This is a genomic window from Corynebacterium tapiri (genome assembly GCF_006334925.1).
Classification (GTDB): Bacteria; Actinomycetota; Actinomycetes; order Mycobacteriales; family Mycobacteriaceae; genus Corynebacterium; species Corynebacterium tapiri.
Genome location: NZ_VDHJ01000001.1, coordinates 195,377 through 219,648 on the forward strand (window position 1 = coordinate 195,377; position 24,272 = coordinate 219,648).

Annotated in this window: 27 protein-coding genes; 16 read left to right on the plus strand and 11 right to left on the minus strand. The window is 61.5% G+C overall.

Translation table 11 applies throughout. The annotated features are described in order from the left end of the window. The first annotated feature begins 76 nt into the window (after window positions 1-76). The 4 genes from FHE74_RS00980 (at window position 77) to FHE74_RS00995 (ending at window position 5,299) form a co-directional block, all read left to right on the plus strand. Entirely contained in the window at window positions 77-1,648 is a 1,572-nt protein-coding gene (locus tag FHE74_RS00980) for a peptide ABC transporter substrate-binding protein (protein ID WP_139464547.1), read from the plus strand. A gap of 129 nt (window positions 1,649-1,777) precedes the next feature. Further along, window positions 1,778-2,704, plus strand: a complete 927-nt coding sequence (locus FHE74_RS00985) for an ABC transporter permease (protein ID WP_139464548.1) — start codon at window positions 1,778-1,780, stop codon at window positions 2,702-2,704. Beyond that, entirely contained in the window at window positions 2,697-3,659 is a 963-nt protein-coding gene (locus tag FHE74_RS00990) for an ABC transporter permease (RefSeq protein WP_139464549.1), read from the plus strand. Before FHE74_RS00985 ends, FHE74_RS00990 begins: the two co-directional genes overlap by 8 nt. Continuing rightward, on the plus strand, window positions 3,656-5,299 hold the full coding sequence (locus FHE74_RS00995) for a dipeptide ABC transporter ATP-binding protein (protein WP_139464550.1): 1,644 nt from the start codon (window positions 3,656-3,658) through the stop codon (window positions 5,297-5,299). The genes FHE74_RS00990 and FHE74_RS00995 overlap by 4 nt, the downstream gene beginning before the upstream one ends. Window positions 5,300-5,343: 44 nt before the next feature. Here FHE74_RS00995 and FHE74_RS01000 read toward each other — a convergent pair whose 3' ends face one another. Next, window positions 5,344-5,874: a ribonuclease FAU-1 family protein gene (locus FHE74_RS01000; RefSeq protein WP_139464551.1), complete on the minus strand. Its 531-nt coding sequence runs from the start codon at window positions 5,872-5,874 to the stop codon at window positions 5,344-5,346. Window positions 5,875-5,877: 3 nt separating this feature from the next. After that, complete coding sequence (locus FHE74_RS01005; RefSeq protein ID WP_139464552.1) at window positions 5,878-6,555, minus strand: Rv1157c family protein; 678 nt, start codon at window positions 6,553-6,555, stop codon at window positions 5,878-5,880. Window positions 6,556-6,796: 241 nt separating this feature from the next. On the opposite strand from FHE74_RS01005, the gene typA reads away from it, so the two are divergent. Genes typA through FHE74_RS01045 form a run of 8 tightly spaced genes read left to right on the plus strand, consistent with a single transcriptional unit; the run spans window position 6,797 to window position 14,590 of the window. Then, on the plus strand, window positions 6,797-8,716 hold the full coding sequence (typA, locus tag FHE74_RS01010; RefSeq protein WP_139464553.1) for a translational GTPase TypA: 1,920 nt from the start codon (window positions 6,797-6,799) through the stop codon (window positions 8,714-8,716). Between the two features lie 11 nt (window positions 8,717-8,727). Then, window positions 8,728-10,338 carry an ABC transporter family substrate-binding protein gene (locus tag FHE74_RS01015; protein WP_180339635.1) on the plus strand — a complete coding sequence of 537 codons (1,611 nt, stop codon included), beginning with the start codon at window positions 8,728-8,730 and terminating at the stop codon, window positions 10,336-10,338. A gap of 3 nt (window positions 10,339-10,341) precedes the next feature. Further along, window positions 10,342-11,214, plus strand: coding sequence for an N-acetyl-1-D-myo-inositol-2-amino-2-deoxy-alpha-D-glucopyranoside deacetylase (gene mshB / locus FHE74_RS01020; protein ID WP_139464554.1), 873 nt, complete (start codon window positions 10,342-10,344; stop codon window positions 11,212-11,214). Between the two features lie 13 nt (window positions 11,215-11,227). Continuing rightward, window positions 11,228-11,617: a hypothetical protein gene (locus FHE74_RS01025; protein WP_246049083.1), complete on the plus strand. Its 390-nt coding sequence runs from the start codon at window positions 11,228-11,230 to the stop codon at window positions 11,615-11,617. Window positions 11,618-11,668: 51 nt separating this feature from the next. Next, on the plus strand, window positions 11,669-12,001 hold the full coding sequence (gene fdxA, locus FHE74_RS01030; protein ID WP_139464555.1) for a ferredoxin: 333 nt from the start codon (window positions 11,669-11,671) through the stop codon (window positions 11,999-12,001). 1 nt (window position 12,002) lies between these two features. Next, window positions 12,003-13,109: a succinyldiaminopimelate transaminase gene (gene dapC, locus FHE74_RS01035; protein WP_139464556.1), complete on the plus strand. Its 1,107-nt coding sequence runs from the start codon at window positions 12,003-12,005 to the stop codon at window positions 13,107-13,109. A gap of 3 nt (window positions 13,110-13,112) precedes the next feature. After that, window positions 13,113-13,988: a pseudouridine synthase gene (locus FHE74_RS01040; RefSeq protein ID WP_139464557.1), complete on the plus strand. Its 876-nt coding sequence runs from the start codon at window positions 13,113-13,115 to the stop codon at window positions 13,986-13,988. Continuing rightward, window positions 13,985-14,590: a GtrA family protein gene (locus FHE74_RS01045; protein ID WP_425456307.1), complete on the plus strand. Its 606-nt coding sequence runs from the start codon at window positions 13,985-13,987 to the stop codon at window positions 14,588-14,590. The genes FHE74_RS01040 and FHE74_RS01045 overlap by 4 nt, the downstream gene beginning before the upstream one ends. On the opposite strand, the gene FHE74_RS10595 is transcribed toward FHE74_RS01045, so the two are convergent. The 6 genes from FHE74_RS10595 to FHE74_RS01070 all read right to left on the minus strand — a co-directional run bounded on the left by FHE74_RS10595 (window position 14,587) and on the right by FHE74_RS01070 (window position 19,092). Continuing rightward, complete coding sequence (locus tag FHE74_RS10595) at window positions 14,587-14,739, minus strand: hypothetical protein (protein ID WP_180339636.1); 153 nt, start codon at window positions 14,737-14,739, stop codon at window positions 14,587-14,589. The two genes, FHE74_RS01045 and FHE74_RS10595, sit on opposite strands and share 4 nt — an antisense overlap. 11 nt (window positions 14,740-14,750) lie before the next feature. Beyond that, the gene (locus FHE74_RS01050; protein WP_139464558.1) at window positions 14,751-15,221 is read right to left on the minus strand and encodes a hypothetical protein; all 471 of its coding nucleotides are present in this window, start codon (window positions 15,219-15,221) and stop codon (window positions 14,751-14,753) included. Next, complete coding sequence (locus FHE74_RS01055; protein WP_139464559.1) at window positions 15,218-15,424, minus strand: helix-turn-helix transcriptional regulator; 207 nt, start codon at window positions 15,422-15,424, stop codon at window positions 15,218-15,220. Before FHE74_RS01055 ends, FHE74_RS01050 begins: the two co-directional genes overlap by 4 nt. 325 nt (window positions 15,425-15,749) lie before the next feature. Then, a complete protein-coding gene (dapD, locus tag FHE74_RS01060) occupies window positions 15,750-16,721 on the minus strand; it encodes a 2,3,4,5-tetrahydropyridine-2,6-dicarboxylate N-succinyltransferase (RefSeq protein WP_139464560.1) in 972 nt (323 codons plus the stop codon). Window positions 16,722-16,737: 16 nt separating this feature from the next. After that, the gene (locus tag FHE74_RS01065) at window positions 16,738-18,126 is read right to left on the minus strand and encodes an amino acid permease (RefSeq protein WP_139464561.1); all 1,389 of its coding nucleotides are present in this window, start codon (window positions 18,124-18,126) and stop codon (window positions 16,738-16,740) included. A 48-nt stretch (window positions 18,127-18,174) separates the two neighbouring features. Beyond that, on the minus strand, window positions 18,175-19,092 hold the full coding sequence (locus FHE74_RS01070; protein ID WP_139464562.1) for a DapH/DapD/GlmU-related protein: 918 nt from the start codon (window positions 19,090-19,092) through the stop codon (window positions 18,175-18,177). A 32-nt stretch (window positions 19,093-19,124) separates the two neighbouring features. On the opposite strand from FHE74_RS01070, the gene dapE reads away from it, so the two are divergent. Together dapE and FHE74_RS01080 are read left to right on the plus strand one after the other, a co-directional pair. Further along, complete coding sequence (gene dapE, locus FHE74_RS01075; protein WP_139464563.1) at window positions 19,125-20,216, plus strand: succinyl-diaminopimelate desuccinylase; 1,092 nt, start codon at window positions 19,125-19,127, stop codon at window positions 20,214-20,216. Between the two features lie 34 nt (window positions 20,217-20,250). Continuing rightward, the gene (locus FHE74_RS01080) at window positions 20,251-21,045 is read left to right on the plus strand and encodes an LOG family protein (RefSeq protein WP_180339637.1); all 795 of its coding nucleotides are present in this window, start codon (window positions 20,251-20,253) and stop codon (window positions 21,043-21,045) included. A gap of 66 nt (window positions 21,046-21,111) precedes the next feature. Here FHE74_RS01080 and FHE74_RS10600 read toward each other — a convergent pair whose 3' ends face one another. Beyond that, the gene (locus FHE74_RS10600; RefSeq protein ID WP_180339638.1) at window positions 21,112-21,273 is read right to left on the minus strand and encodes a hypothetical protein; all 162 of its coding nucleotides are present in this window, start codon (window positions 21,271-21,273) and stop codon (window positions 21,112-21,114) included. 107 nt (window positions 21,274-21,380) lie between these two features. Between FHE74_RS10600 and FHE74_RS01090 the strand changes: the two genes are divergently transcribed. Together FHE74_RS01090 and FHE74_RS01095 are read left to right on the plus strand one after the other, a co-directional pair. Continuing rightward, window positions 21,381-21,548, plus strand: a complete 168-nt coding sequence (locus tag FHE74_RS01090; RefSeq protein WP_139464565.1) for a DUF3117 domain-containing protein — start codon at window positions 21,381-21,383, stop codon at window positions 21,546-21,548. Window positions 21,549-21,615: 67 nt separating this feature from the next. After that, window positions 21,616-22,476, plus strand: a complete 861-nt coding sequence (locus FHE74_RS01095) for a methyltransferase domain-containing protein (protein ID WP_139464566.1) — start codon at window positions 21,616-21,618, stop codon at window positions 22,474-22,476. Here FHE74_RS01095 and FHE74_RS01100 read toward each other — a convergent pair. Together FHE74_RS01100 and FHE74_RS01105 are read right to left on the minus strand one after the other, a co-directional pair. Further along, on the minus strand, window positions 22,473-23,891 hold the full coding sequence (locus tag FHE74_RS01100) for a GH32 C-terminal domain-containing protein (protein WP_139464567.1): 1,419 nt from the start codon (window positions 23,889-23,891) through the stop codon (window positions 22,473-22,475). The genes FHE74_RS01095 and FHE74_RS01100 overlap by 4 nt on opposite strands. A gap of 53 nt (window positions 23,892-23,944) precedes the next feature. Next, window positions 23,945-24,272, minus strand: a 328-nt coding sequence (locus FHE74_RS01105) for a glycosyltransferase (protein WP_139464568.1), incomplete at its 5' end; no start/stop codon positions are given.

A 24,272-nucleotide genomic window follows, 5' to 3' on the forward strand; every position in this document is an offset into this window, starting at 1 on the left:
GTAGTCTGGGTCACACCTTATAGTTATGTGAAATTTCGTGCTCCAGATCACGGAACGGAAAGGACGTTTACCCACTATGAAGTACACCAAGGCTGTGGCGCTCGCTGCTTCAGGCACTCTCGCGCTTGGTCTCGTCGCCTGCTCGGATTCGGGCTCTGCTAGCGGTAATTACATCGCCGCTTGGGGCAGTGAGCCTCAAAACCCGCTTGTTCCTGCTAACACCAACGAGACGGGCGGCGGGCGAATTGTCGATCTGATCTACTCCGGCCTGGTTTACTACGACGCAGATGGTGAAGCGCACAATGAGGTCGCGGAGTCCATTGAGTCGCAAGACTCCAAGACGTTCACCGTGAAGCTTAAGGAGGGTCAGACCTTCTCCGACGGTTCGCCGGTGACGTCGGCAAACTTCGTGGATGCGTGGAACAACGCAGTCAAGGAGTCCATGCTCAGCTCGTACTTCTTTGAATCCATCAAGGGATACAAGGAAGGCGCAGAATCGATGGAAGGCCTCAAGGTCATCGATGATCGCACGTTCACAATTGAGCTGAATCAGCCTGAGGCTGATTTCCCGGATCGCCTGGGATACTCCGCGTTCTACCCCATGCACGAGTCCGCCTACCAGGATCTCGCAGCTTATGGCGAGAATCCCATCGGAAATGGCCCGTACAAGCTTGAAGAGTGGAACCACAATTCCAATGCTCTGGTCGTTCCGAACGACCAGTACAAGGGTGATCGCGCACCGCAGAACGAGGGTGTCGACTTCGTATTCACCCCAGAAACAGATGCCGCGTACGCAGATCTGCTTTCTGGCAACCTCGACGTTTTGGACTCCATCCCAGATTCTGCTTTCAGCACATACGAGCAGGAGCTGGCAGGTCGCTCGGTTAACCAACCGGCTGCCGTCTTCCAGTCCTTCACGATTCCGCAGAATGCCAAGCACTTCAGCGGAGAAGAGGGCAACCTGCGTCGTCAAGCCCTCTCCATGGCCGTTAACCGCGACGAGATCACGCAGCAGATCTTCGACGGAACCCGCACTCCCGCAACCGATTTCACCTCGCCGGTCATTCCGGGACATTCTGACTCCCTCAATGGAGCAGAGGTGCTCAAGTACAACCCGGAGAAGGCCAAGGAGCTGTGGGCCAAGGCGGATGAGATTTCCCCGTGGTCTGGAGAGTTCTCCATTGCCTACAACTCCGATGGTGGCCACCAGGCGTGGGTTGATGCGACGACCAACTCCATCCGCAACACCCTGGGGATTGAGGCAGTGGGTAATCCGTACCCCGACTTCAAGTCCCTGCGTGACGATGTGAAGAATCGTGCTGTCCCCAGCGGTTTCCGTACCGGCTGGCAGGCTGACTACCCCTCGCTGGGTAACTTCCTTGGCCCGCTGTACGTCACGGGCGCAGGATCCAACGATGGTGACTACTCCAACCCGCAGTTCGATCAGTTGATGCGTGACGCGCTGGGTGCTGAGAGCCCGGAGGCGGCTAAGCCGATCTATAACCAGGCACAAGAAATCCTGATGAAGGACCTTCCGGCCATTCCGCTGTGGTACTCGAACGTAACCGCTGGCTACAGCGATCAGGTGGACAATGTGACCTTCTCCTGGAAGTCCACCCCGGTGTACTACGAGATCACCAAGAAGTAATCAACGCGGGTGATTCGCTGAACGCGACGCTCCTACTCGTTGCTTGAATGCTGACGAGTGAGAGGGTCGCTTCGGTGCGTTCATGCCAGACAACGATCCATTGTGTTTTAGGAAAGTGGGAGTTTCCCCATGTTGCGATATATAGGGCGGCGCATCCTGCAGATGATTCCCGTGTTTCTCGGGGCCACTCTGTTGCTGTACGCGCTTGTCTTTTTGATGCCCGGAGACCCGGTTGAAGCCCTCGGCGGTGACCGCGGACTTACTGATGCCGCCCGTGAACGCATCACGGCGGAGTACAACTTGGACAAGCCCTTCCTGGTTCAGTACCTGCTCTACCTCAAGGGAATCCTCACCCTGGACTTTGGCACCACCTTCTCGGGCCAGCCGGTAAGCCAGGTCATGGCCAACGCCTTTCCGGTCACCATCAAACTGGCCATCATGGCGCTAATTTTCGAGGCAGTGTTCGGAGTCATCTTCGGCGTGATCGCCGGAATCCGCCGCGGAGGAATCTTTGACTCCACTGTTCTGGTTGTGTCCCTCATTGTCATTGCAGTTCCCTCCTTCGTCATCGGGTTCGTCCTTCAGTTCACCGTGGGCGTCAAGTGGGGGCTGCTTCCTCCGACGGTGGGCCGCAATGAATCCTTTGTGGCTCTCCTCATGCCAGCGATTGTTTTGGGTGCGCTGTCTTTCGCATACGTGTTGCGCCTTACGCGTCAGTCGGTCAGCGAGAATCTGCGGGCAGACTACGTGCGCACTGCTCGTGCCAAGGGTTTGTCCGGTTCTGCAGTGATGAGCCGCCACGTTCTGCGAAACTCACTCATCCCTGTGGTTACTTTTCTGGGCGCGGATCTTGGCGCGTTGATGGGGGGTGCGATCGTCACCGAGGGCATTTTTGGCATTAACGGTGTCGGAGGCTCGATTTATCAGGCAATCATCAAGGGCGAGCCGACCACGGTCGTGTCCTTCACCACAGTGCTGGTTGTGGTCTACATCGTTGCCAATCTCATTGTTGATCTGATCTACGCCGTGCTCGATCCGAGGATTCGCTATGCATAAACCTGGTTCAATTGAAAAACCCCGCCCGGGGCAGGACTACTTTGTGGCTGACACCGATGAGACTGGGCTGGGCGCGGTTGACGCTGTAGCTGATGAGTCTGCTCCGCGATCTCAATGGGGAGAAGCCTGGGTATACCTGCGCCGACGCCCCATGTTTTGGCTCGCCTCTGTGCTCATTGCGCTAGCACTTCTCGTGGCGGCCTTCCCCTTCCTGTTCACTTCGGTCGATCCGCGCGAATGCGTTTTGAGCAATTCCTTAGGTATGCCAGAGTCCGGGCACCCGTTCGGATTTGATCGCCAAGGATGCGACATCTATGCGCGCACGATTTATGGTGCCCGCGCCTCGGTTGCCGTTGGTGTTTTGACCACGTTGGCCGTTGTGCTCATCGGATCTATCTTCGGAGCGATTGCTGGATTCTTCGGCGGGATTGTGGACGCCATCTTGTCTCGCATCACTGATATTTTCTTCGCTATCCCGTTGGTGCTGGCTGCCATCGTCGTGATGCAGATGTTTAAGGAATATCGCACCATCTACACCGTCGTCTTGGTGCTCGCCTTGTTCGGTTGGACCCAGATTGCTCGCATCACTCGTGGTGCGGTCATGAGCGTGAAGAACGAAGAGTTCGTCACCGCTGCCAGGGCGGTTGGCGCATCTAAGCTGCGGATTCTCACAAGCCACATCTTGCCCAACGCTGCAGCACCGATCATCGTCTACGCCACTGTGGCTCTGGGTTCTTTCATTGTCGCTGAGGCGACGCTGTCCTTCCTGGGCATCGGATTGCCTCCCACAGTTGTTTCGTGGGGGCACGACATCTCTGCCGCTCAGGCTAGCCTGCGTACCCGTCCGATGGTCTTGTTCTACCCCGCGATCGCCCTGGCACTGACAGTGCTCAGCTTCATCCTTATGGGTGATGTGGTCCGCGACGCTCTCGATCCGAAGGCGAGGAAGCGATGAATCAGCCGCTACTTGAACTCAAAGACGTCAACATTTCGTTCAGCTCCACAACCGGAGTAGTGGAGGCAGCCCGAGGGGTGAACCTTACAGTTTACCCAGGCCAGTCGGTAGCCATTGTGGGTGAGTCTGGATCGGGTAAGTCCACCACGGCTATGTCTGTATTGGGGCTCTTGCCCGGCACCGGCAAGGTGACCTCTGGAACGATTCGCTTTGACGGGCGCGATATCACCTCGCTGAACGAAAAGCAGTGGCAGGAACTGCGCGGAGCACAGATCGGACTGGTTCCCCAGGACCCGATGAGCAACCTCAACCCGGTGTGGCGGATCGGCACACAGGTGGAGGAGTCGCTCAAGGCCAACAACGTGGTGGACGGTTCGGATCGCCACCATCGCGTGGTCCAGCTCTTGGAGGAAGCTGGGTTGGATGACGCTGAACGACGCTCTAAGCAGTACCCACATGAGTACTCCGGAGGAATGCGTCAGCGCGCCCTCATCGCTATCGGATTATCCGCGCGGCCCAAGTTGCTGATCGCGGATGAGCCTACGAGTGCACTTGATGTGACGGTGCAAAAGCGCATCCTGGATCACTTGGATTCTCTAACTGCGGATCTTGGAACGGCAGTCCTCTTCATTACACATGACCTTGGGCTGGCCGCCGAGCGTGCGCAACACCTGGTGGTCATGCACCGTGGCCGAGTAGTGGAATCCGGTCCAAGTGCCCAGGTACTGCGTAACCCTCAGCACCCGTACACCAAACGCCTGGTTAACGCTGCTCCCTCGCTGGCTTCGGCGCGGATTCACTCCGCTCAGGAGGCTGGACGCCCCGTCGATGCGTCTTCAGAGGACACTCCGGTGATCCGGGTGAAGAACCTGGTAAAGGAGTTCGACGTCCGGGGTCAGCGAGGCGATAAGAAGTTGCTCAAAGCCGTCAATGACGTCTCGTTCAATGTCCTACGAGGGACGACCACTGCTCTGGTGGGGGAATCCGGCTCGGGCAAGTCAACCGTGGCGAACATGGTGCTCAAACTTCTGGATCCGACGAGCGGAACCGTTGAGGTCAATGGTCGTGACATTTCCAGACTCGGAGCGAAAGAGCTTTTCGACCTGCGGCGCACTATGCAAGTGGTCTTCCAGAACCCGTACGGATCCTTGGACCCGATGTACTCGATTTTCCGCTGTATTGAAGAGCCGCTGAAATTGCACAAGGTTGGTTCTAAGAAGCAGCGCGAGCAGCGGGTGGCAGAGCTCCTGGATATGGTGGCGATGCCGCGATCGGCCATGCGACGGTATCCCAATGAGCTTTCAGGAGGCCAGCGTCAACGCATCGCCATCGCACGCGCCATGGCGCTGGATCCTGAAATTCTGGTGCTTGACGAGGCAGTATCGGCCCTCGACGTACTTGTCCAGGATCAGATTCTCACCTTGCTGACTGACCTGCAGAAGCAGTTGGGGCTGACCTACCTGTTCATCACCCACGACTTGGCGGTCGTTCGCCAAACTGCAGACAACGTTGTGGTGATGCGCAAGGGCGAGGTAGTTGAGCACGGGAGCGCAGATGAGATCTTCTCCGGCGCTCGCGATGAATACACCCGCAACCTCATTGACTCGGTTCCGGGCCTGGGGCTTCAGTTGGGTAGCTAGTTCTGCCCCCGCTGAAGGCAGGGCGCTCACCCGCCCACCTTCAGCTAGCTCACAGGTGTGAGCTCCACCTTGTCCGCCCAGGTCAGATTGATGCCCTGGGAGGCTAGCCAGGCCATCGGTTCGTCTTGGAAGCGGGTTATGCCTTCCACAGCCTTGAGCGTGATGTTAATGGCACGCTCAGTTTCCTCGGGTGTGATGAGGCCGGCAGAACAGGCGGCCGACAGCTCGTCCACGTCAAGCACCTCGATGGGGTGGCCGCTCAGGGAGACCAGGTCTACGTAAAGATCGCGGGTGGTCCAGACCGAGCCCTGCCGGGTGATGTCTGCGACGTCTATGTAGAAGTCCTGCTCCTCTTCCACACCCTCGCGGAAGTGGAAGATGTTGGCGCGCAGGCCAAGGCTCGGAAGGAGCCAAGACTCGAGGTAGCCAAACCTCGGATGGTTAGCGCCACGGGCCATGTATAGGCCAAAGTCTGTTTCCTGGAAGGTATCTACTGCCCGGTCGAACCCTTTGGGGTCAACGTTGATGTGCCGGGAAACGTCAAAAGTTTCCACCTTCACAGGGTGCAGATCCATGGGTTAGCTTTCGAAGAGAATGCCGGTAGGCAGGAAGTCGCAGGCGCGTTCCTTGGTGTTGATCCGACCGGTGGTGACGGCGAGCACGGTGCCATTTCCGGTGTCGGCGGTTCCAGAGATCGTGGCAGGGCCCTCGGGGTTGATGCCGTTGTTGTGCAGCGGGGTAGACCCGAACTTCAGAGTGTCCAGGTTGATCCAATGCACATGCATCTGGCCCTGGTTGGGGGCGGCAGACGGAGTGCCCAGGGCTGTAAAGACAAACGCGGTCTGGTCCTCGCGGGCACCCGGTGCCGGGATCGAGGCCGGGCCAGGAACGGCGATTGCGCTGGCTACGGAGTCGCCAGTTCCGCCAATGCAGCCACCGGAAACGGTTGGCCATACGAACTGCTGGAAGTGGGGGCCGTTTTGGGGCAGGGGAGCGCCTTCGCCCTTGGTCTGACCAGTCGTAAATGCCAGGCCGGACTTCAACGCGTTAGAGATCTCCGGTGGCATCCACGGGAGGTTGGCAATCGCGGTGACCTTGGCGGCCAACTCCGGGGTGGGGCGGCCGAGTTCGTCCACGTACTGGGACGACAGGCCCGCCGGAATGACAGGGGCTGCCTGGGCAGCAGGGGCCATTGCCGTGCTGAGCAGCGCGACGGCACCGACGATGAGCCGGCGGGTAAAGCGTGGTCGATTCACGGCAGTAGGGTGCCTTTCTCAATATCAATCAGCAAAGTGCTACAAGTTTCCCAGCGGTAACAATAGTCACAGCTGTAACATTTGCAAGCAGTTGACTAGAAGAGGGTACACATATCAGGGGTTTTGTCGAGGTCACCAGGCTGCAATGAGCGTCGAGAAGCGAAGCAGGGTACTGTAAGGCACGACGCGGCGCGTGTGGTGCCGCCTTTTCTTTCCCGCTTTGTATTAAGGAGCGCCTTTCGTGAGCCAATCCCACCCCGAGTTCCGTAACGTTGCCATCGTTGCACACGTTGACCACGGTAAAACCACCCTGGTCAACGGCATGCTCGAGCAATCGGGCGCCTTCGGCGACCACGGCGAGGTTGCCGATCGCGTCATGGACTCTGGTGACCTGGAGCGCGAGAAGGGCATCACCATCCTTGCTAAGAACACCTCCATTCGCCGTAAGGGCAAGGGCAAGGACGGCGCCGATCTGGTGATCAACGTCATCGACACCCCCGGCCACGCCGACTTCGGCGGTGAGGTCGAGCGCGGCCTGTCCATGGTCGACGGTGTGGTGTTGCTTGTCGACGCCTCCGAAGGCCCGCTCCCACAGACCCGCTTCGTTCTGTCCAAGGCGCTGGCTGCCAAGATGCCGGTGATCATCTGTGTGAACAAGACCGATCGCCCGGACGCACGTATCGACGAGGTTGTCGAGGAATCCCAGGACCTCCTCCTGGAGCTGGCCTCCGCTCTGGAGGACCCCGAGGCTGCCGAGGCCGCCGAGCAGTTGCTCGAGCTTCCCGTGCTCTACGCCTCCGGCCGCGAGGGCAAGGCCTCGACCGAGAACCCGGGCGATGGCAACGCGCCGGAGGCCGAGGACCTGCAGGCCCTGTTCGACGTGATCTACGACGTTCTGCCGGAGCCCTCTGCTGACGTGGACGCCCCGCTGCAGGCACACGTGACTAACCTGGACTCCTCCTCCTTCCTGGGTCGTATCGGCCTGGTGCGCATCCACAAGGGCACCCTGAAGAAGGGCCAGCACGTCGCCTGGATCCACTACGACGCCGACGGCAACCAGCACGTCAAGAACGTCAAGATTGCCGAGCTGCTCAAGACCGAGGGCATGGAGCGTAAGTCCACGGATGAGACCGTCGTGGCTGGTGACATCGCCGCTATCTCCGGTATTGACGAGATCATGATCGGCGACACGCTGGCAGACCCCGAGAACCCGGAGGCCCTGCCGCGCATCACCGTCGATGAGCCGGCAATCTCCATGACCATCGGTGTGAATACCTCCCCGATGGCTGGTCGCGGTGGCGGCGACAAGCTGACCGCCCGCATGGTCAAGGCACGTCTGGACCAGGAGCTCATCGGTAACGTGTCCCTGCGCGTTCTGCCGACCGAGCGCCCCGACGCCTGGGAGGTGCAGGGCCGAGGCGAAATGGCTCTGTCCGTCCTCATCGAGACGATGCGCCGCGAGGGCTTCGAGCTCACCGTGGGCAAGCCGCAGGTGGTTACCCAGGAGATCGACGGCAAGATCCACGAGCCGTACGAGCACATGGTCATCGACACCCCGGGTGAGCACCAGGGTGCCGTTACGCAGCTGATGGCAAACCGCAAGGGGCAGATGGTCTCGATGGCCAACGCTGCTGGCGGTTGGGTCCGCATGGAATTCGAGATCCCGGCCCGTGGCCTGATCGGCTTCCGCACCACCTTCCTGACTGAGACGCGCGGCGCAGGCATTGCCAACTCCTTCTCCATCGGCCTGCGCCCCTGGGCCGGCGAGATCAAGGATCGCGCGCAGGGCTCGCTGGTGGCAGACCGCTCCGGCCAGATCACCGCTTATGCTCTGACCCAGCTGGCTGATCGCGGCAGCTTCTTCGTTGAGCCCGGAACCGAGGCCTACGAGGGCATGGTCGTGGGACGCAACAACCGTGATGAGGACATGGACGTCAACATCACCAAGGAAAAGAAGCTGACCAACATGCGTTCGGCCACCGCCGACGCCACCGTCACCCTGGCTAAGGCTCACGTGCTCAGCCTCGACGAGGCCATCGAGTTCTGTGGTGCCGACGAGTGCGTTGAGGTCACCCCGGAGATGCTGCGCGTGCGCAAGGTCATCTTGTCCGCTACCGAGCGTGGCCGTGCCCGCTCTCGCGCGAAGAACCTCAACAAGTAACATCTCTCCGTATGACGGTACGTCCCGGATGGCGACTGCCCGCAGTGCTGGCCACTGCGGGCCTGCTTGTTTCTGCCTGCATGGCTAACCCCGGCCCTCCACCCACCGTGGAGCCGGAGGCCCCGACAACGTCAAGCTCGCCCGTTCCCACGACCACTCCGACCTCCTCGCGCACGCAGGTCTCGGTCGGGATCGACCCGCTACGCAACGGACTCAACCCGCATCTCATCGCTGATAACCAGGCGGTGGTGGACGCGATTGCGGATCTCACTCTGCCCAGCGCGTTCCGTAATGGTGAGCTCAACGAGGACCTGTTGGTCTCGGCGGTGGAGGTGCCACCGAGCTCCGCAAACGTGGTGCAAACAGTGCGCTACGAGCTGCGCCCGGAAGCCCAGTGGTCCGACGGAACGCCCATTACCGGGGCAGATTTTCTGTACCTGTGGCAGGCCATGACCAGCACGCCGGGCGTGGTCGATCCATCCGGTTACCGCGCGATTTCGGCGGTAGACCAAGCCGAGGGTGGGCGGGTGATTACGGTCGATTTCTCACAACGCGTCGAATCGTGGCGTGAGCTGTTTACCCATCTGCTTCCCTCGCACCTTGCGGAACCGGAGGGGAAGGCCTTCGCCACGACGTTCTACAGCGAACTGCCGGCCTCGGCCGGGCGTTTCATGGTGCAATCGGTGGACCGCTCGCGCGGCATGATCCTGTTGCATCGCAACGATCGCTTCTGGGGCAAGGATCCCGCCAAGTACGATGTGCTGCGCCTGAACTTCGTCACCTCCGTGACGGAGGGCGTGGACCAGCTGCGCAACGGACAGATCTCGTTCCTTGATGTCACGCCCGCAGAGACCTCCGCCGAGGCCTATCGCCTCCTTCCCGGGGCGCAAACCCAGGTGGTGGACACTCCCCGCCGACTCAACCTCGACGTCAACGTGGCATCGGAAGCTTTGAGCACACCCGAACGTCGAAACGCGTTGTTCTCGCTTCTCGACGTCTCCTTGATCGCCCGGCAGGCCGCTGGCCGCAGCAGTGACGTGGTCGTCCCTCCGCAAGTGAGCTACCAGCCCTTTGCGGCAATCGAGGACCTGCGCAAGACCACACAGGAATCGCCGCTACGCATCGGCGCTGATCCTGCCGATGAGCAAGGCACGAGCGCGGTACGGGCGATTACTGACTCGCTCACCCGCCAGGGAATCAAGGCGGAGGCCGTTGCCACCGACGTGCCAACGGCTGCGCGCCGCGAGCTGCCCGGCGGCAACCTAGACGCCTACGTGTCCTGGGATGTGGACGATTCCAGCGCGCAAGACCTCGCCAGCCGCTATCAATGCCCGCCCGTGGCCACTGGTCAGACCCAACACGTGCGCTTGTCTAACCTCACCGGCTACTGTGCACCAGACGCTGAAGAGCTGAGCGCCAGCATTCTGTCCGGTGCTCGGGGACAGAGCGAGGCCAACGACGTGGTGCGCGGGTTGAATGCTGCTCAGGCCCTGACGCTCCCACTAATGACTGAGCGTAGGGTCGTGGTTCTTGGAGAAGGCATCATTGGCCCTAGCCCGGACCTCAATCAGTGGGCAGAAGGCCTGTCTTCAGCCGGTAGCTGGTCAATTAAGGAGAGATAAGTAATGGTCAGAGACCTGGTCGGCCGCCGAGTCGTGGCAGTGCACGCCCATCCGGATGATGAGTCGATCTTCACCGGCGGCACCTTAGCTCAGCTTGCTCGCCGCGGGGCAGACGTCACTGTGGTGACGTGCACCCTGGGTGAGGAAGGCGAGGTGATCGGAGCCCCGTTCGGTGAACTGGTCGCAGACCACGCCGATCAGCTTGGCGGGTTCCGCATCGCGGAGCTTACTCAGGCGTTGGGGCACCTGGGGGTGCGCGGAGAATTCCTGGGTGCTGCCGGGCGTTTCCGCGACTCCGGCATGGTTGGCTCGCCTGCTCACGACAACCCGCGGGCCTTCGTACGGCGCACCGATGAGGCCATTGAATGCCTGGTCGAGGTTTTCCGCCGGATTCGCCCCGAGGTCGTAATCACCTACGGCCCGGATGGGGGTTACGGTCACCCGGACCACATTCAGGCCCACCGAATCACGCACGCGGCCGCCGAGATCGTGGACGTTCCCCGAGTGGTGTGGGCCTGCGCGGATCGGGCAGAGATGGATGAGGCGCTTGCTGCGATCGACAAGATTCCCGCTGGCTGGCGCGTGGCGCAGGACCAGGAGATCGCCGCGGTGGATGGCTTTGACGCAGTTATTGACTTGAGCGATCAGGACTACTACGCCAAGTCGGCCGCGATGCGGGCACACGCTACCCAACTGTGGCTGGCCGATGGCAGCGTGTCTGCCACCAATCCGCAGGCTGCTTACGGTCACGCCTCCGATGGCCACACGGTGTTTGCGCTGTCCAACCTCATCGCCCAGCCATTGCTGCGGCGGGAGCACTACCGCTCAGGGGTAGGCTTGCCCGTCAGTGGCACGGACCTTTTCGCTGGCCTCTAGGGGGATTCAGGAAGTGTCGAGTCCCATCTATCGCTCAGAGTTCTCCACCGGTGAGCTCATCAGTGGGCTTTCGTGGCTAGGCGTTGGTGCTATCGCCTCGTTGATCCTCGAGGTGGTCTACCTGGGGACCTGGCTGCATGTGGGCCAGGTGGCCCTGCCATTTCCCTGGACCATCCCGGTTGCGTTCGGATTCAATATGGTTCTCACACGCACAGCGCGGCTGTGGTCTGAGCGCCCGGTACTGGCGGCGGTTCCCCTGATTGTGTGGTGCGTAGGCTTCTTCATCCTTCTCATGTGGCCGGCGGTGACGGGTAACCAATTGCTGGGCACTAATATGCGGGTAGTTGTGCTGCTCATGGCGGGGATCGCGGGAGGCATGTGGCCGCTGATTCGCCCGCAGTGACATACTGCAGTATAGAGACTTTTGGGATTTTGCTGAGGAGTTAAAAGAGATATGACGTACACCATCGCGCAGCCCTGCGTGGACGTTCTCGACCGCGCCTGCGTTGAGGAGTGCCCGGTCGACTGCATCTACGAGGGCAAGCGCATGCTCTACATCCACCCCGACGAGTGCGTGGACTGCGGCGCGTGCGAGCCCGCCTGCCCGGTGGAGGCAATCTTCTACGAGGACGATGTCCCGGACGAGTGGTGGGATTACAACGAGGCCAATGCGGCCTTCTTCGATGACCTCGGCTCGCCGGGTGGAGCTGCCAAGCTGGGCCCGCAGGACTTCGACCACCCGATGATCGCGGGCCTGCCCCCGCAGAACCAGGACTCTGGGGAATAACATGGCACGTCAACCTCTGAGCACACGTTTGCCGGATTTTCCTTGGGATTCCCTCAAGGACGCGAAGGCTAAGGCGGAGGCGCACCCGGACGGGATCGTCAACCTGTCGGTCGGTACGCCGGTCGATGACGTTGCTCCGTCCATCCAGCTAGCGCTTGCGGAGTCCTCGAACATCTCTGGTTACCCGCAGACCATGGGTACGCCGGAGCTGCGTGACTCCATCGTGGCGTGGTTGGAGCGTCGCTATGGTGTGTCAGGGTTGACGGAAAAGTCTGTGCTCCCGGTGGTGGGCACGAAGGAAGCCATTGCCTGGTTGCCCACCCTGTTGGGCGTTTCGGGAAAGGTAGTCATCCCCGAGGTGGCTTACCCGACCTACGAGGTCGCCGCCAGGCTGGCCGGAGCCAGCGTGCAGCGCGCGGACTCGCTGTTGCAGCTCGGGCCCTCGAGCCCCGACCTGATGTTCATCAACTCGCCGTCCAATCCGACCGGCAAGGTGCTGGGCATCGATCACCTGCGCAAGGTGGTCCAGTTTGCCCGCGAACGCAACGTGATCATTGCTGCCGACGAGTGCTACATCGGGCTTGGCTGGGACGATGAGAACCCGCCGATCTCACTGCTCGACCCCCGCGTCACCGATGGTGACATGACCAACCTGCTGGTCATTCACTCGTTGTCCAAGTCATCGAACCTGGCCGGTTACCGAGCCGGCTTCCTGGCGGGTGACGAGTCCCTGATCCAGGAGCTGCTGCAGGTGCGCAAGCACGCCGGTCTCATGATGCCGGCGCCTGTACAGCACGCTATGGTCGCCGCCCTCAACGACGACGAACAGGAGCAAGCCCAGAGGCTGCGCTACGCTTCTCGACGCGCTCAGCTCATGCGGGCACTGTCCGAGGCAGGGATGCGTATCGACGAATCCCACGCCGGACTATACCTCTGGGCCACCCGCGGGGAGCCCTGCCGGGAGACGCTCGACTGGTTGGCTGGCCTGGGCATCCTGGTCGCTCCCGGTGACTTCTACGGCCCGCGCGGTGAAGAATACGTGCGTGTTGCGCTGACCGGAACTGATGAGCGCATCGAGGCGGCCTGCCGTCGTCTTGCATCCGCCTAGCCTGTGAACTTCCCACGCCCGGATGGGCGACCTCCTGCCCGCCGGGGCGTTGTAGCCCGGCGGGTAGTTTTGCGTGACCGGGTTCCGGAGGGCGAGTATTTTGCCGCACGCGCCGGCGATAGCCCATTCATTCCGGGGGAGCTCTTACCGAGCGGTATGACCCTGCCGGGTGCAGTGCCTGCGTGGACGTTTCCGCACGTGGATGCGGAAACGCCGGTGGACCTCGACTATCAGGTGATTTTTCGCGATGAGCGGATCATGGTCGTCGATAAGCCTCATTTCCTCCCCGCGACCCCCAATGGGCGGCTGGTGGCCAACACCGTGCAAACCCGATTGCGGGCGCGCGAGGGGGAGGACATTACCGTGTTGCATCGCCTGGACGTGCTTACCGCTGGCTTATTGCTGTGTTCGCGCGAATCGCAGACTCGCGGGGATTATCAACAGCTCTTTGCCAATAAGCGGGTGCACAAGACGTACTATGCCCGAGTTTCGGGCTGGCCGCGTCTGCGCGCGGGATGGAATGAGATTCGGCTGCCGCTGCTCAAGCACCCGGGCGGCCGGGTAGAGGTCAATCCAACGGGGCGAATGACGGTGACCATTGCGCGCCAAGTCGAGACGGACGTCGTGGAGTTTTCTCCGCTAACTGGATTTACTCATCAGCTGCGGGTTGTGGCGGCTTGGCTGGGAGCACCAATCGTGGGAGACCCGGTATACGGTCATGCGGTTTCCTCAGCGACTTTGCCACTGCATCTCGTTGCTGCCGGGTTGGAGTTTTTGGATCCGTTCAGTGGTGAGCGGCGATCGTTTCGGAGTCCGCGGGGGCTGCCCGCTAGGATTTATCTGTTACCTGCACACGCTTCAACTGAGAGGCTCGAATGACCCAGCCCCGTGTCGGCGGCTCGTCCGCGGCCCGGCGTTACGATGCCGAGCGACTCCTCAATGGCATGCGCCAGTTCATCATGTTTGGTGTGGTCGGTGGCTCGGGCACCATCGTCAACCTCGCCGTCGTGTACCTCAGCAAGAAGATTGCTGAACACGGCTGGGGGATTCTGGAACACGACGTCTTCAGCAATCTGTTTGGGACGCAGTTCAATATCCGCTGGTACCACGTGTTCATGGTCATCGCGTTCCTGGTGGCCAACACCTGGAACTACCAGCTGAACCGCATGTGGACCTTCCGCGGAGTGCCCAAGCGCTCCTGGTTGCGCGGCTTCCTGCCCTTCCTGGCCTCGGGCTTGGTCTCGCTGGCAGTCTCCCAGATTGTGGCAACCTTACTGATGAATCCCACCTCGCCGCTGGCCCTTCCGGCCTACCTTGACGATTCCAGCGGCCTGCGCACGCGCTTCTATTGGGCGGCAGCCATCTCGATCGTGGTGGCGATGCCTGTCAACTTTATGATCAACAAGCTGTGGGCTTTTCGGAAGCCCAAGACCGCGGCCATCGTAGACATGGTGGAGCCGACGCCCCGGTCAGAGGCTTAGGAGTTCTGCTGCGCGGAGCTGCGGTCGTCCAGGCCCACAACCACGGCCGCCGCAGCGATGATGACCAGTAGGGCCACCCAATTCGGAAGCCCGGCAGCGTAGATCGCTCCTAGGGCGATGGCGGCTAGGGGAAGGGCAATGCTCGTCATGGCGCCCTAGTTTACTCATCCAGCGAGGCGTCGACTCGGCGCTGATCACGGCGGCGCATTCTTTTGGCGAAGCGGGGGACGAACAATGCCGCCGCTATAGCTCCAACTACTGCGCCCAGGCCCACACTCCAATCCGGAGAGCCCGCATTTGAGCGGACCATGTAGCCGACCACCGCAATGAGGATGAAGGCCGCACAGGTGGCCCATTCAATGGGCAGGACCTTCAGTGGGCCTGGATAGGGCATGCGCTTGCGCAGCCAGAAAACCCCGGCGAGTTCGGCGACGATGATTGGTAGGAGTAGGAGCAAGGCAGCGGCGGAATACGCGTCAGGCAAGATCCAGCACATGATCGCAAAGGTCGCCATTGTGGCAAACGCGTGTACACGCACATACACCGTGGATGACTGGTGGAGCAGCTGGCGCTCACGCTCGTCGTCGACGGCGGCGTCGTAACGCTTCACGATTGAGTCCAGGTAGTTCATTGTTCGTTCTCCTCATCGGTTCCAAAGACTTCTTCAACGGTTTTGCCCAGGGCCCTGCAGATCGCTAGGGCGAGATACACGCTCGGGGAGTAGTCGCCCTTTTCGATGTTGGAGATCGTTTGCCTCGAGACCCCCGCCTGCTGAGCCAACTCCGCCTGGGAGAGTTCCTCCCAGCGGCGAAACTTCCGGACCATGTTTTCCATGCGGGTCCTTTCCTTTGCTTTGCGACGGCTTTACTTTTCACCATGTCGCGGTTGCATGACTAAATGTAAACCCGACTTTACATTGTGTCAAAAGTTGGGGTTTCACATTTGCTGTCGACCGGAAGCCCCACCCCGTTCTTCCGGTCGTCAGTAAAACGGGTTGCTACACCTAAAACCCCAGGTCGCGCGTAACTAATTCGGTTTTGCTGTCGACCGGAAACGCCACCCCGCCCTTCCGGTCGTCAGTAATCGCATAGCTACAACAAAAGGGCCTGACCCCAACTCGACGTTGGAATCAGGCCCCTGGATCAAGCCCTAGGAGGAGTTAGTTTGCGTGCAGCTCCGCGTTGAGCTCGACGGCCTCGGCCTTCCACTCGGTGGCCTCAACCTGGCCACTGACGGAGTTGCGACGCAGGAGCACGCCCGAGGCCCCGGACAGCTGAGCGGCCTTGACCGTGGAGCCTTCCTCGACTCCTGCTGCGCGGGCAACGGCACCGAACACAGCCACCTTGGAGCCGGCGGTGACGTACAGGCCGGCTTCGACGACGCAATCGTCGCCAAGCGAAATACCCACTCCGGAGTTAGCGCCCAGCAGGCAGCGCTCGCCGATGGAAATGGTTTCCTTGCCGCCACCGGACAGGGTGCCCATGATGGAGGCGCCGCCACCGATGTCGGAACCGTCTCCGACGACGACGCCGGCGGAGATGCGGCCCTCGACCATGGAGTTGCCCAAGGTGCCGGCGTTGAAGTTCACGAAGCCTTCATGCATGACGGTCGTGCCCTCGGCCAGGTGGGCTCCCAGGCGAACGCGGTCGGCATCGCCGATGCGCACACCGGTGGGGACTACGTAGTCGACCATGCGCGGGAACTTGTCCACCGAGTAGACGGTGACCGGGCCGCGGGAGGACAAGCGGCCGCGGATCATCTGGAAGTCGGCGACGGGGCAGGGGCCATAGTTGGTCCACACCACGTTGGCGAGCTTGCCAAAGATGCCGTCCAGGTTGAGGCCGTGCGGACGAACGAGTCGGTGGGAGAGCAGGTGGAGGCGCAGGTATGCGTCGTAGGTGTCCAGCGGGGCGTCGTCGAGCGAAGCGATCGACGTTGCTACTGCGATCCGTGCAACACCGCGCTCCTCGTCCGGGCCGACCAGAGAAGCGAATTGCTGAGGCGTTTCTTCCAGGCGTTCGGTACCTGCGGCACTGACCTGGTGGTCGAGAACCGGGGAGGGGTACCACACGTCGAGGACGGTGCCGTCATGCGTGACGGTGGCGATTCCGCGAGCAAATGCAGTGGTCATAATTGAAAATTAGCTCCTAGCGAGACGATTCTTCGGTCGTTGTGGTGTCACGTGTCGTCCTGCGCCGCGTGAGAAACGACAAAACCACAATAACCCCAACAATCACAGCAACGGAGATCAGCTGCGAGCGAGCCGCCTCGTCAAAGAGCATCAGAACGATCAAACCGAACAGTCCGGCCAGCGTTACCCATGCGCCAACGGGGTAGGCCCACATACGTACCGACGACAGCTCACCATTGCGCTCGAGCTCTGGATGCAGTTTGAGGTAGCTGAATACCACCATCAACCAAATCACGATCAGGCAGCCGCCCACGGCATTAAGCAGGAAGTTCAGCAGGCCCTCCGGGTTCCACCACTGCAGCGCGACGGAGAGGAAAGCGAAAATCATCGACAGGACCACTGCATTGACAGGCACGTTCGCGTGCGAGGTCTTGGTCAGGATTCGTGGGGCATCGCCCTGCTGTGCCAGGTTATGAATGAGGCGGGAGGTGGCGTAGATCTGCGCATTAAATGCGGACAACAGCGCCAGCACGATGACGGCCTCCATGAAGCCCACAACGCCCGGGATGTTAGCCATTTCCAGGACGCGGGTGAAGGGCGATTCAGCAGCGGACTCGGCGCCCGAGATCTCCTCGTAGGGCAGAAGGGTGGCAATGACTGCTACCGAACCGAGGTAGAACACGGAGATGCGCACGATCACGCTGCGCACGGCCGTAGCGATAGCCTGCGCGGGGTCCTCGGACTCAGCCGCGGCGATGGTGACCAGCTCGATGCCGCCGAAGGCGAAGGCGACGGCCAGCAATCCGGTGGCAATGCCGGTGATGCCGTTGGGTGCGAATCCCGTTTCCTTCAGGTTGTTCAGCCCAACGAATTCGGTGCCCGGAACGAGCCCGAAGATCAGGGCCACGCCAATGACGAGGAACAGTGTGATCACGGCGACCTTGATAAAGGCGAACCAGAACTCAAACTCGCCAAAGCCCTTCACGGCCGCGAAGTTGACGATGGCAAAGAACACCACGCACACGAGTGCCGGAATCCAGGGGGCAACCCCAAACCAGGAGGCCATGATTGCACTAGCGCCGGTCATCTCCGCGCCCATGACCATGGTGAGCATGAACCAATACAGCCAGCCCATGAGGAATCCAGCCCAGTGGCCGAAAGCCTGGCGGGCATAGGTGGAGAAGGAACCCGAGGAGGGGCGGGCACTTGCCAGCTCACCGAGCATCTGCATCACGAGCACGACGAGCACACCCGCGAGGAGATACGCGATGAGGACGGCCGGCCCAGCGGCTTGGATACCCACACCGGTGCCGAGGAACAGTCCGGCACCAATGGCGGATCCCAAACCCATCATGGTCAGGTGGCGGGTCTTAAGCCCATTACCCAGCGTGGTTGAGGAGGTCATAGCCGCCGAGTCTACTGGCCTATACCAATAACATGGCAGGTAGGGGGTCTAGCGCTGGCGGACAGTGGGCACGGAGTAACCCGCTTCCATTGCAACGACCATGTGGGAACGACCGGAAATCTCCGCGCCGGTCAGTGTGCGCCCATCCGCTGGGTCGACAAGCTGGGTGTTTGCTTCGAGGACGATGGCCGGGCCGAGGAGGCAATCGTCGCCAAGCGAAACTCCCACCACACCAGAGCCCACCCCCATGTGGCAGTTCTTGCCGATGATCGTGGGCGGGCGATTGCCCTGCTCGTCGGTGGGCGAGGTGATAGTGGCAGATGGTCCGATGTCGCACCCGGTGCCCACGACGGCGCCGGAACTCAGGCGTCCTTCGAGGCGGCACGGGCCCAGCGTTCCCGCGTTGAAGGACACGTATCCTTCCCGCGTCACCGTGGTGCCCGGCGCGAGGTAGGCACCTAGAGCAACGCGGTCGGCCTCGGAAATGGAGACGTCAGCGGGGACGACGTAGTCGACCATCCGTGGAATCTTGGAGATTCCATAGACGTGAATGAGGCCCCGGGAGCGCAGGTGGGTGCGCAAGTATTCGAAGTTGTCGGGCTTGCACGGCCCCTTGTTGGTCCAGGCGACAGTGTTGAGGTGATCCATCGCGGAGTCGAGGTTGACCTCTAAAGGCTTGACCATGCGGTGGGAGAGCAGGTGCAGGCGGAGATAGACATCGTGTACATCGATGGGCTCGGCGTCGAGGTCTGCGATCGTGGTGTGCACCGCTACGTATTCCACTCCGCGCTGCTCGTCGATGCCCACCAATCGATACAGGCTCTGCGGCAGGTCGGCCGCTCCGAGTCGATGCGTCCCGGATGTGCCGGCCTCGCACAGGCGTGGCTCGGGGTACCACGTGTCCAAAACGGTGCCGTCCATGGCGATGTTGGCGAGTCCAATCGCCTCTGCTCCGCGTGTACTCATAGCGGGCTTTACTCTATCGCTAGTGTGAAATCATGTCTTCGCTTGCACTGAGTTCCGATCCCGTTGCGCTGACTGCGGCGCTTGTCGACGTCCCGAGCCCGTCTCATCACGAAAGCAGAATCGCAGATGCCATCGAGCAGGCACTCCGCGAGCTGGAGGGCGTAGAGGTCAAGCGCGTCTCCAACACGGTGGTGGCGCGAACCCAGCGAGACTTGGGCTCGCGGGTCATCCTCGCCGGGCATGTCGATACCGTCCCCATTGCTGATAACGTGCCGCACCACATGGAAGGCGACATGCTCTACGGCTGTGGCTCGGTAGACATGAAGTCCGGGCTGGCGGTGTATCTGCACACCTTCGCGCGCCTGGCCAATTCGCCTGATCTGAAGCGCGATCTAACGCTGATTTGTTACGAGGGAGAGGAAGTCTCCTCGGAGTACAACGGCCTGGGAATCCTCGAACGCGAGGCTCCCGAGTGGCTGGTGGGTGATTTGGCGCTGCTCGGCGAGCCCTCCGGAGGAGTCATCGAGGCAGGCTGCCAGGGAACGATCCGTGTGAAGGTCACCGGGCACGGCGTGCGCGCCCACTCCGCTCGCGCGTGGCTGGGCGACAACGCAGCGCATCGTCTGGCGGAGGTACTCACCCGCGTGGCGTCCTATGAACCACGCACTGTCACGGTGGAAGGCTGCGAGTACCGCGAAGGACTCAACGTGGTGGGCCTGAAAGCTGGCGTGGCCACCAACACCCTGCCCGATGAGGCAGAGATGTTGGTGAATTTCCGCTTTGCTCCGGACCGCACTCTCGATGAGGCGCTGGAGCACCTCTATGGGGTCCTCGCGGTGGATGGTGAACACGTGACGGTGGAAGTCGACGACGCGGTGGGCGGCGCGCGCCCGGGCCTGGACAAGCCGGCAGCACAGGCGCTTCTCGACGCCGTAGGGGGAAACTTCCGCGCTAAGTTCGGATGGACGGATGTCTCGCGCTTTTCTACTCTGGCAATTCCTGCGGTGAATTACGGACCCGGTGATCCGGGATTGGCGCATAAGCCGGAGGAGCACTGCCCGGTTGACCAGATCACGCAGGTTGCCGACGTTCTCTACCGCTTCTGCACTTCCCCGGTGAAGTAGAGCGTCGACAAGCGTGCGTTAGGAGAATGACCCCATGACTGAGACACCTGAAACCAACTCGCGGATGCTACGCGGCCCCGTGCTCATGCGCTCGGAGGGAGCGCAAGCCTCGACCTACGATCAGCGCTTGCTCGAGCTGGGGGCCGATCACGACTGGCAGCACGCCGACCCCTGGCGCATTCTGCGTATCCAGGGCGAGTTCGTCTCGGGTTTCGACGCCCTTTCCGGCCTGCCCAAGGCTGTCACCGTGTTCGGTTCCGCGCGGCTGGGGGAGAACACCCCGGAGTATGCCTTGGGCCGTAAGCTGGGAGCGGCTCTCACCGAGGCCGGATACGCCGTGATCACCGGCGGGGGACCAGGGCTGATGGAGGCCGCCAACCGGGGAGCTTCCGAAGCCGGTGGCCTGTCGGTGGGGCTCGGTATTGAGCTTCCGCACGAGCAGAGTCTGAACAAGTGGGTCGACCTGGGATTGAACTTCCGGTACTTCTTTGCTCGCAAGACGATGTTTTTGAAGTACTCCCAAGCGTTTGTCACTTTGCCTGGTGGTTTCGGGACCATGGACGAGCTCTTTGAAGTTCTGTGCATGGTGCAGACCGGGAAGGTGACTAACTTCCCGATCGTTCTGCTGGGGGTCGACTTCTACTCCGGGTTGCTTGAATGGGCGCACGACCAACTGCTGGGCAAGGGGCTGATCAGCGAGGTCGACACTGATCTGTACCTGCTGACCGACTCTGTGGAGGAGGCCGTTCATCACATCGTCCACCGGCATCACGTGATGACGGACGGGCGGCTCAAAGAACCCACCACCACCGACCAGGTGGAAAACTAAAAGTACTGGGAGCGGGCCGTGATTTCGTGGATCTTGTTAGTCATTGCCTTGGTGGCGCTGACGGTCCTAGGGACCTACTTTTTCGGACACCTCTTGGGTCGGGGTGAGGTAGTTAGGCCCATCGATGACCACGTGGATCACCGAGCTCGCAATGTGGCGGCCGTGCTCGATCGCCGACTCGATGACCTGCAGTTTGAGCTCGTTCCGCGCGGTTATCGTCCTGATCAAGTGGACGCGGTCATAGATGCCTTAACCATGGAGCTGGCGCGGGCAAAAGCAGGAAAAGACTATTATGGAGCGAGTTAGTACTTTGTCCACCTTGTGAGGAGCCAGTCATGGCAGCAATGAAGCCGCGGACCGGAAGCGGCCCGATGGAGGCCGTCGAAGAGAACCGGAAGATTGTCACCCGCATTCCCGCGGATGGCGGAGGGCGTCTCGTGGTGGAGATGACCAAGGAGGAGGCCGGCGAGTTGGGTCGCCTCCTCACCGAGGCCGCCGAGTAGCAACCTGACCTCTGCTCGCCGGTACTGAATACCTGCTTGCTGTGGATGACTAGGTACGCTAGGGAGCATGCTTTCCAGTGTCATCGACGTCCTCGCCGACCCCGCTGACGGCTCCGCGCTCAGCGGGGTTGACAATTTCACTCGCCTGGTTTCTGAGACCGGGCACAGCTACGACGTTGCCCGCCAGGGCTATGTCACTCTCGCCCCGGGGCAGGGGTTGAATCACGACGGCGACAGCGCCGAGATGGTGGCCGCTCGCGAAACCTTCCTGTCCGCGGGGCATTTTGCGCCCTTTGTTGAGTCGGTCTCCCATGCCGCTCTCGATGCCGTGGAGGAAGCTGGAATCCCCGACGAGGCCGCACCTGTCATCCTTGAGGTAGGCGCGGGCACTGGTTACTACCTTGCCCACACTTTGGATCGCATTGCCGGCGCGCGCGGCGTGGGCATCGACGTATCCACCGCCGCAGCCAAGCTGCTGGCCAAATCGCACCAGCGCTGTGGGGCCGTGGTGGCTGACATCTGGGCCGGAATCCCAGTACAGGATGCCTCCGTGGACGTGATTTCTGTGGTGTTTGCTCCGCGCAACCCTGCCGAGTTCGCGCGTGTGCTCAAGCCGGGCGGGCGGGTTATCACCCTGACTCCGTCGTCCGGGCACCTTGATCAGCTCCGCGAGCCGTTGGGAATCATCGGGGTGGAGGATTCCAAGCTGGAACGCATGCGCACGCAGGCCGAGGGCTACCTGACCATGGCAGGTGAGCCGGCGCCGATCGAGTTCGACATGACGCTGGACAAGGCCGCCATCGCTGCTCAGGTGGGAATGAGCCCCTCGGCGCGCCACATCGAGGATCTACCGGCGAGGGTGGAGAAGCTGCCGGAGACCATGACGGTCACCGCGCGTGCCCACCTCACGCAGTGGGTGAAGGTCTAGATCCCAGTGCTGCCCGGAGTGTGCTCGTAAGCACGCTCTACGTGGGCTTCACCGGTAGTTGTCACCGTAAATTTCGGGGACCCCTTGATATAGACGCGTGATGCCATGGCCACCTGGCCACCGTCGGCAAAGACCTCCACTACAGAGCCGTCGACGAAGATGGACAGGGTGTCCGAGTCGTCCTCGCGAAGGGACACGCTCGTCGGCTTGTCCTCGGCATCGTGATACGGGTTCATCGAGCGATCGATGGTGAGCGAGGAGCCGGCGTGGCAAACGGTGAAGCACACCCGATCGTCCTCGTCGCGAACCTCCACCTCGACCATCGATTCGGCGGGGATCTCGCACAGGCCAACCCAGCCGCGAGCGCGGGTTGACTGGGAGATCGCCTCTGGCAGGCCGGCGAACGGGGTCTGGTAGATCAGCCCGCCCTGGAGAGTCAGCACACGCGGTAGGGACAAGACATTGGCCCAGTCGCTCTCCTTCAGTGAGAGGTGCTCAGCCGGCTGGTCAGCGCGGCCCGCCCGGTTAAGCAGGCCAAAAATGACAGCCTGGTCCAAGCGCTGCTCATCCGGCAGCGTGCCGGGGGAGTAGTAGACGTTGCGCGGACGGGTGAAGTCGTAGCCGTGGTCGATCTGTGTAAAGCCAGTGGTCACCGAGAAAGTGGAGCCATGTAGCTGGCCCACGAGGTAGCCGGAAATATCGGCCCCGTCGCGCTCGAGGGTAAGCAGCAGAACGTCGTAGATCACCCCATCGACTTCGTCGCGCAGACGCAGGAGACGCGGGGCGACCATATGCGTCGTCGAGCTCAGCCCGTGCTCGCCCTCAAAGGTCAGCGGGCCGACGACCGTCCAATCACGGGAGTCAGGGCTCGTGAGGATTACCGGGGTCGGATCCTCGACCTCGCCGGTCACTGCCAGCATGAGCCAGCCCTCGTGGCCGGCCTCCCGGTTATCCACCTCAGACCATCCGCGGACCACGCACGGGGAGCGGAAGTTGGTCCATCCCTCGTGGTCGGAAACCACCGTCGACAAGCGACGGCACGAAGAGTCAATTGTGGAGGGCTCGTCGGACACCGAACACGAGCTCTCCAACTCGTCGATGCGGGCAAGTTCTACCGCTGTTCCCGCAGACGTCACCGACGTGAAGTAGAGGTCTGCGCCCTGCCCATTAGGCAGAACGGAGCCTGCGCGCACGGCGATTTCTCCTCCGGCCGGGGCGAGCACGTCGTCGCACTCGCTAAAGAAGAACGGTGCGTCGTCTGCGACCACATGACCCCAGCGCGGGGGAGCGTCAACCTTGGGCTGGAACTGGTAGAAGACGTGCCACGTTGAACCGTCACGAACCACGCCGGCGGGGGCGTTGAGAACACCGGTCTCAGCGGTGACATGGAGCTCGGGGCGATACTGAACTGGCATGGGGTGAATCGTCCTTTAGCGTCTCGGAGTCGATAGGAAAGAAGAGTCGAAAACTAGATCAGGCTGCGGTAAACATCGGCCGTTTGGCGAGCGATCTCCAGCCAGGAGAACTTGTCCACTGCGCGGTCGCGGCCGGCGCGACCGAAGGCGGCCGCACGCTCACGATCCGCCACCATAGCGTTAACCGCGGCAGCGAGGTCGGCTTCGAACGCCCGGGTGTCGTTTTCGTCGTAATGCACGAGCGTTCCGGTCTCGCCATCGACCACCACCTCGGGGATTCCGCCGACGTCCGAGGCAACCACTGCGGTGGAACACGCCATTGCCTCAAGGTTGACGATGCCCAGGGGCTCATAGATGGACGGGCACACGAATACGTCGGCC

Coding starts and splice junctions, on each gene's coding strand:
- FHE74_RS01050 (WP_139464558.1), bottom strand. CDS start 15,221: ATGAACTACCTGGACTCAATCGTGAAGCGTTACGACGCCGCCGTCGAC.
- FHE74_RS01045 (WP_425456307.1), top strand. CDS start 13,985: ATGACCCAGCCCCGTGTCGGCGGCTCGTCCGCGGCCCGGCGTTACGAT.
- FHE74_RS01000 (WP_139464551.1), bottom strand. CDS start 5,874: ATGGATCTGCACCCTGTGAAGGTGGAAACTTTTGACGTTTCCCGGCAC.
- FHE74_RS00995 (WP_139464550.1), top strand. CDS start 3,656: ATGAATCAGCCGCTACTTGAACTCAAAGACGTCAACATTTCGTTCAGC.
- dapD (WP_139464560.1), bottom strand. CDS start 16,721: ATGACCACTGCATTTGCTCGCGGAATCGCCACCGTCACGCATGACGGC.
- mshB (WP_139464554.1), top strand. CDS start 10,342: ATGGTCAGAGACCTGGTCGGCCGCCGAGTCGTGGCAGTGCACGCCCAT.
- FHE74_RS00980 (WP_139464547.1), top strand. CDS start 77: ATGAAGTACACCAAGGCTGTGGCGCTCGCTGCTTCAGGCACTCTCGCG.
- dapC (WP_139464556.1), top strand. CDS start 12,003: ATGGCACGTCAACCTCTGAGCACACGTTTGCCGGATTTTCCTTGGGAT.
- FHE74_RS10595 (WP_180339636.1), bottom strand. CDS start 14,739: ATGACGAGCATTGCCCTTCCCCTAGCCGCCATCGCCCTAGGAGCGATC.
- FHE74_RS00985 (WP_139464548.1), top strand. CDS start 1,778: ATGTTGCGATATATAGGGCGGCGCATCCTGCAGATGATTCCCGTGTTT.
- fdxA (WP_139464555.1), top strand. CDS start 11,669: ATGACGTACACCATCGCGCAGCCCTGCGTGGACGTTCTCGACCGCGCC.
- FHE74_RS01100 (WP_139464567.1), bottom strand. CDS start 23,891: ATGCCAGTTCAGTATCGCCCCGAGCTCCATGTCACCGCTGAGACCGGT.
- FHE74_RS01080 (WP_180339637.1), top strand. CDS start 20,251: ATGACTGAGACACCTGAAACCAACTCGCGGATGCTACGCGGCCCCGTG.
- FHE74_RS01090 (WP_139464565.1), top strand. CDS start 21,381: ATGGCAGCAATGAAGCCGCGGACCGGAAGCGGCCCGATGGAGGCCGTC.
- FHE74_RS01070 (WP_139464562.1), bottom strand. CDS start 19,092: ATGAGTACACGCGGAGCAGAGGCGATTGGACTCGCCAACATCGCCATG.
- FHE74_RS01055 (WP_139464559.1), bottom strand. CDS start 15,424: ATGGAAAACATGGTCCGGAAGTTTCGCCGCTGGGAGGAACTCTCCCAG.
- FHE74_RS01065 (WP_139464561.1), bottom strand. CDS start 18,126: ATGACCTCCTCAACCACGCTGGGTAATGGGCTTAAGACCCGCCACCTG.
- FHE74_RS01095 (WP_139464566.1), top strand. CDS start 21,616: ATGCTTTCCAGTGTCATCGACGTCCTCGCCGACCCCGCTGACGGCTCC.
- FHE74_RS00990 (WP_139464549.1), top strand. CDS start 2,697: ATGCATAAACCTGGTTCAATTGAAAAACCCCGCCCGGGGCAGGACTAC.
- dapE (WP_139464563.1), top strand. CDS start 19,125: ATGTCTTCGCTTGCACTGAGTTCCGATCCCGTTGCGCTGACTGCGGCG.
- FHE74_RS01015 (WP_180339635.1), top strand. CDS start 8,728: ATGACGGTACGTCCCGGATGGCGACTGCCCGCAGTGCTGGCCACTGCG.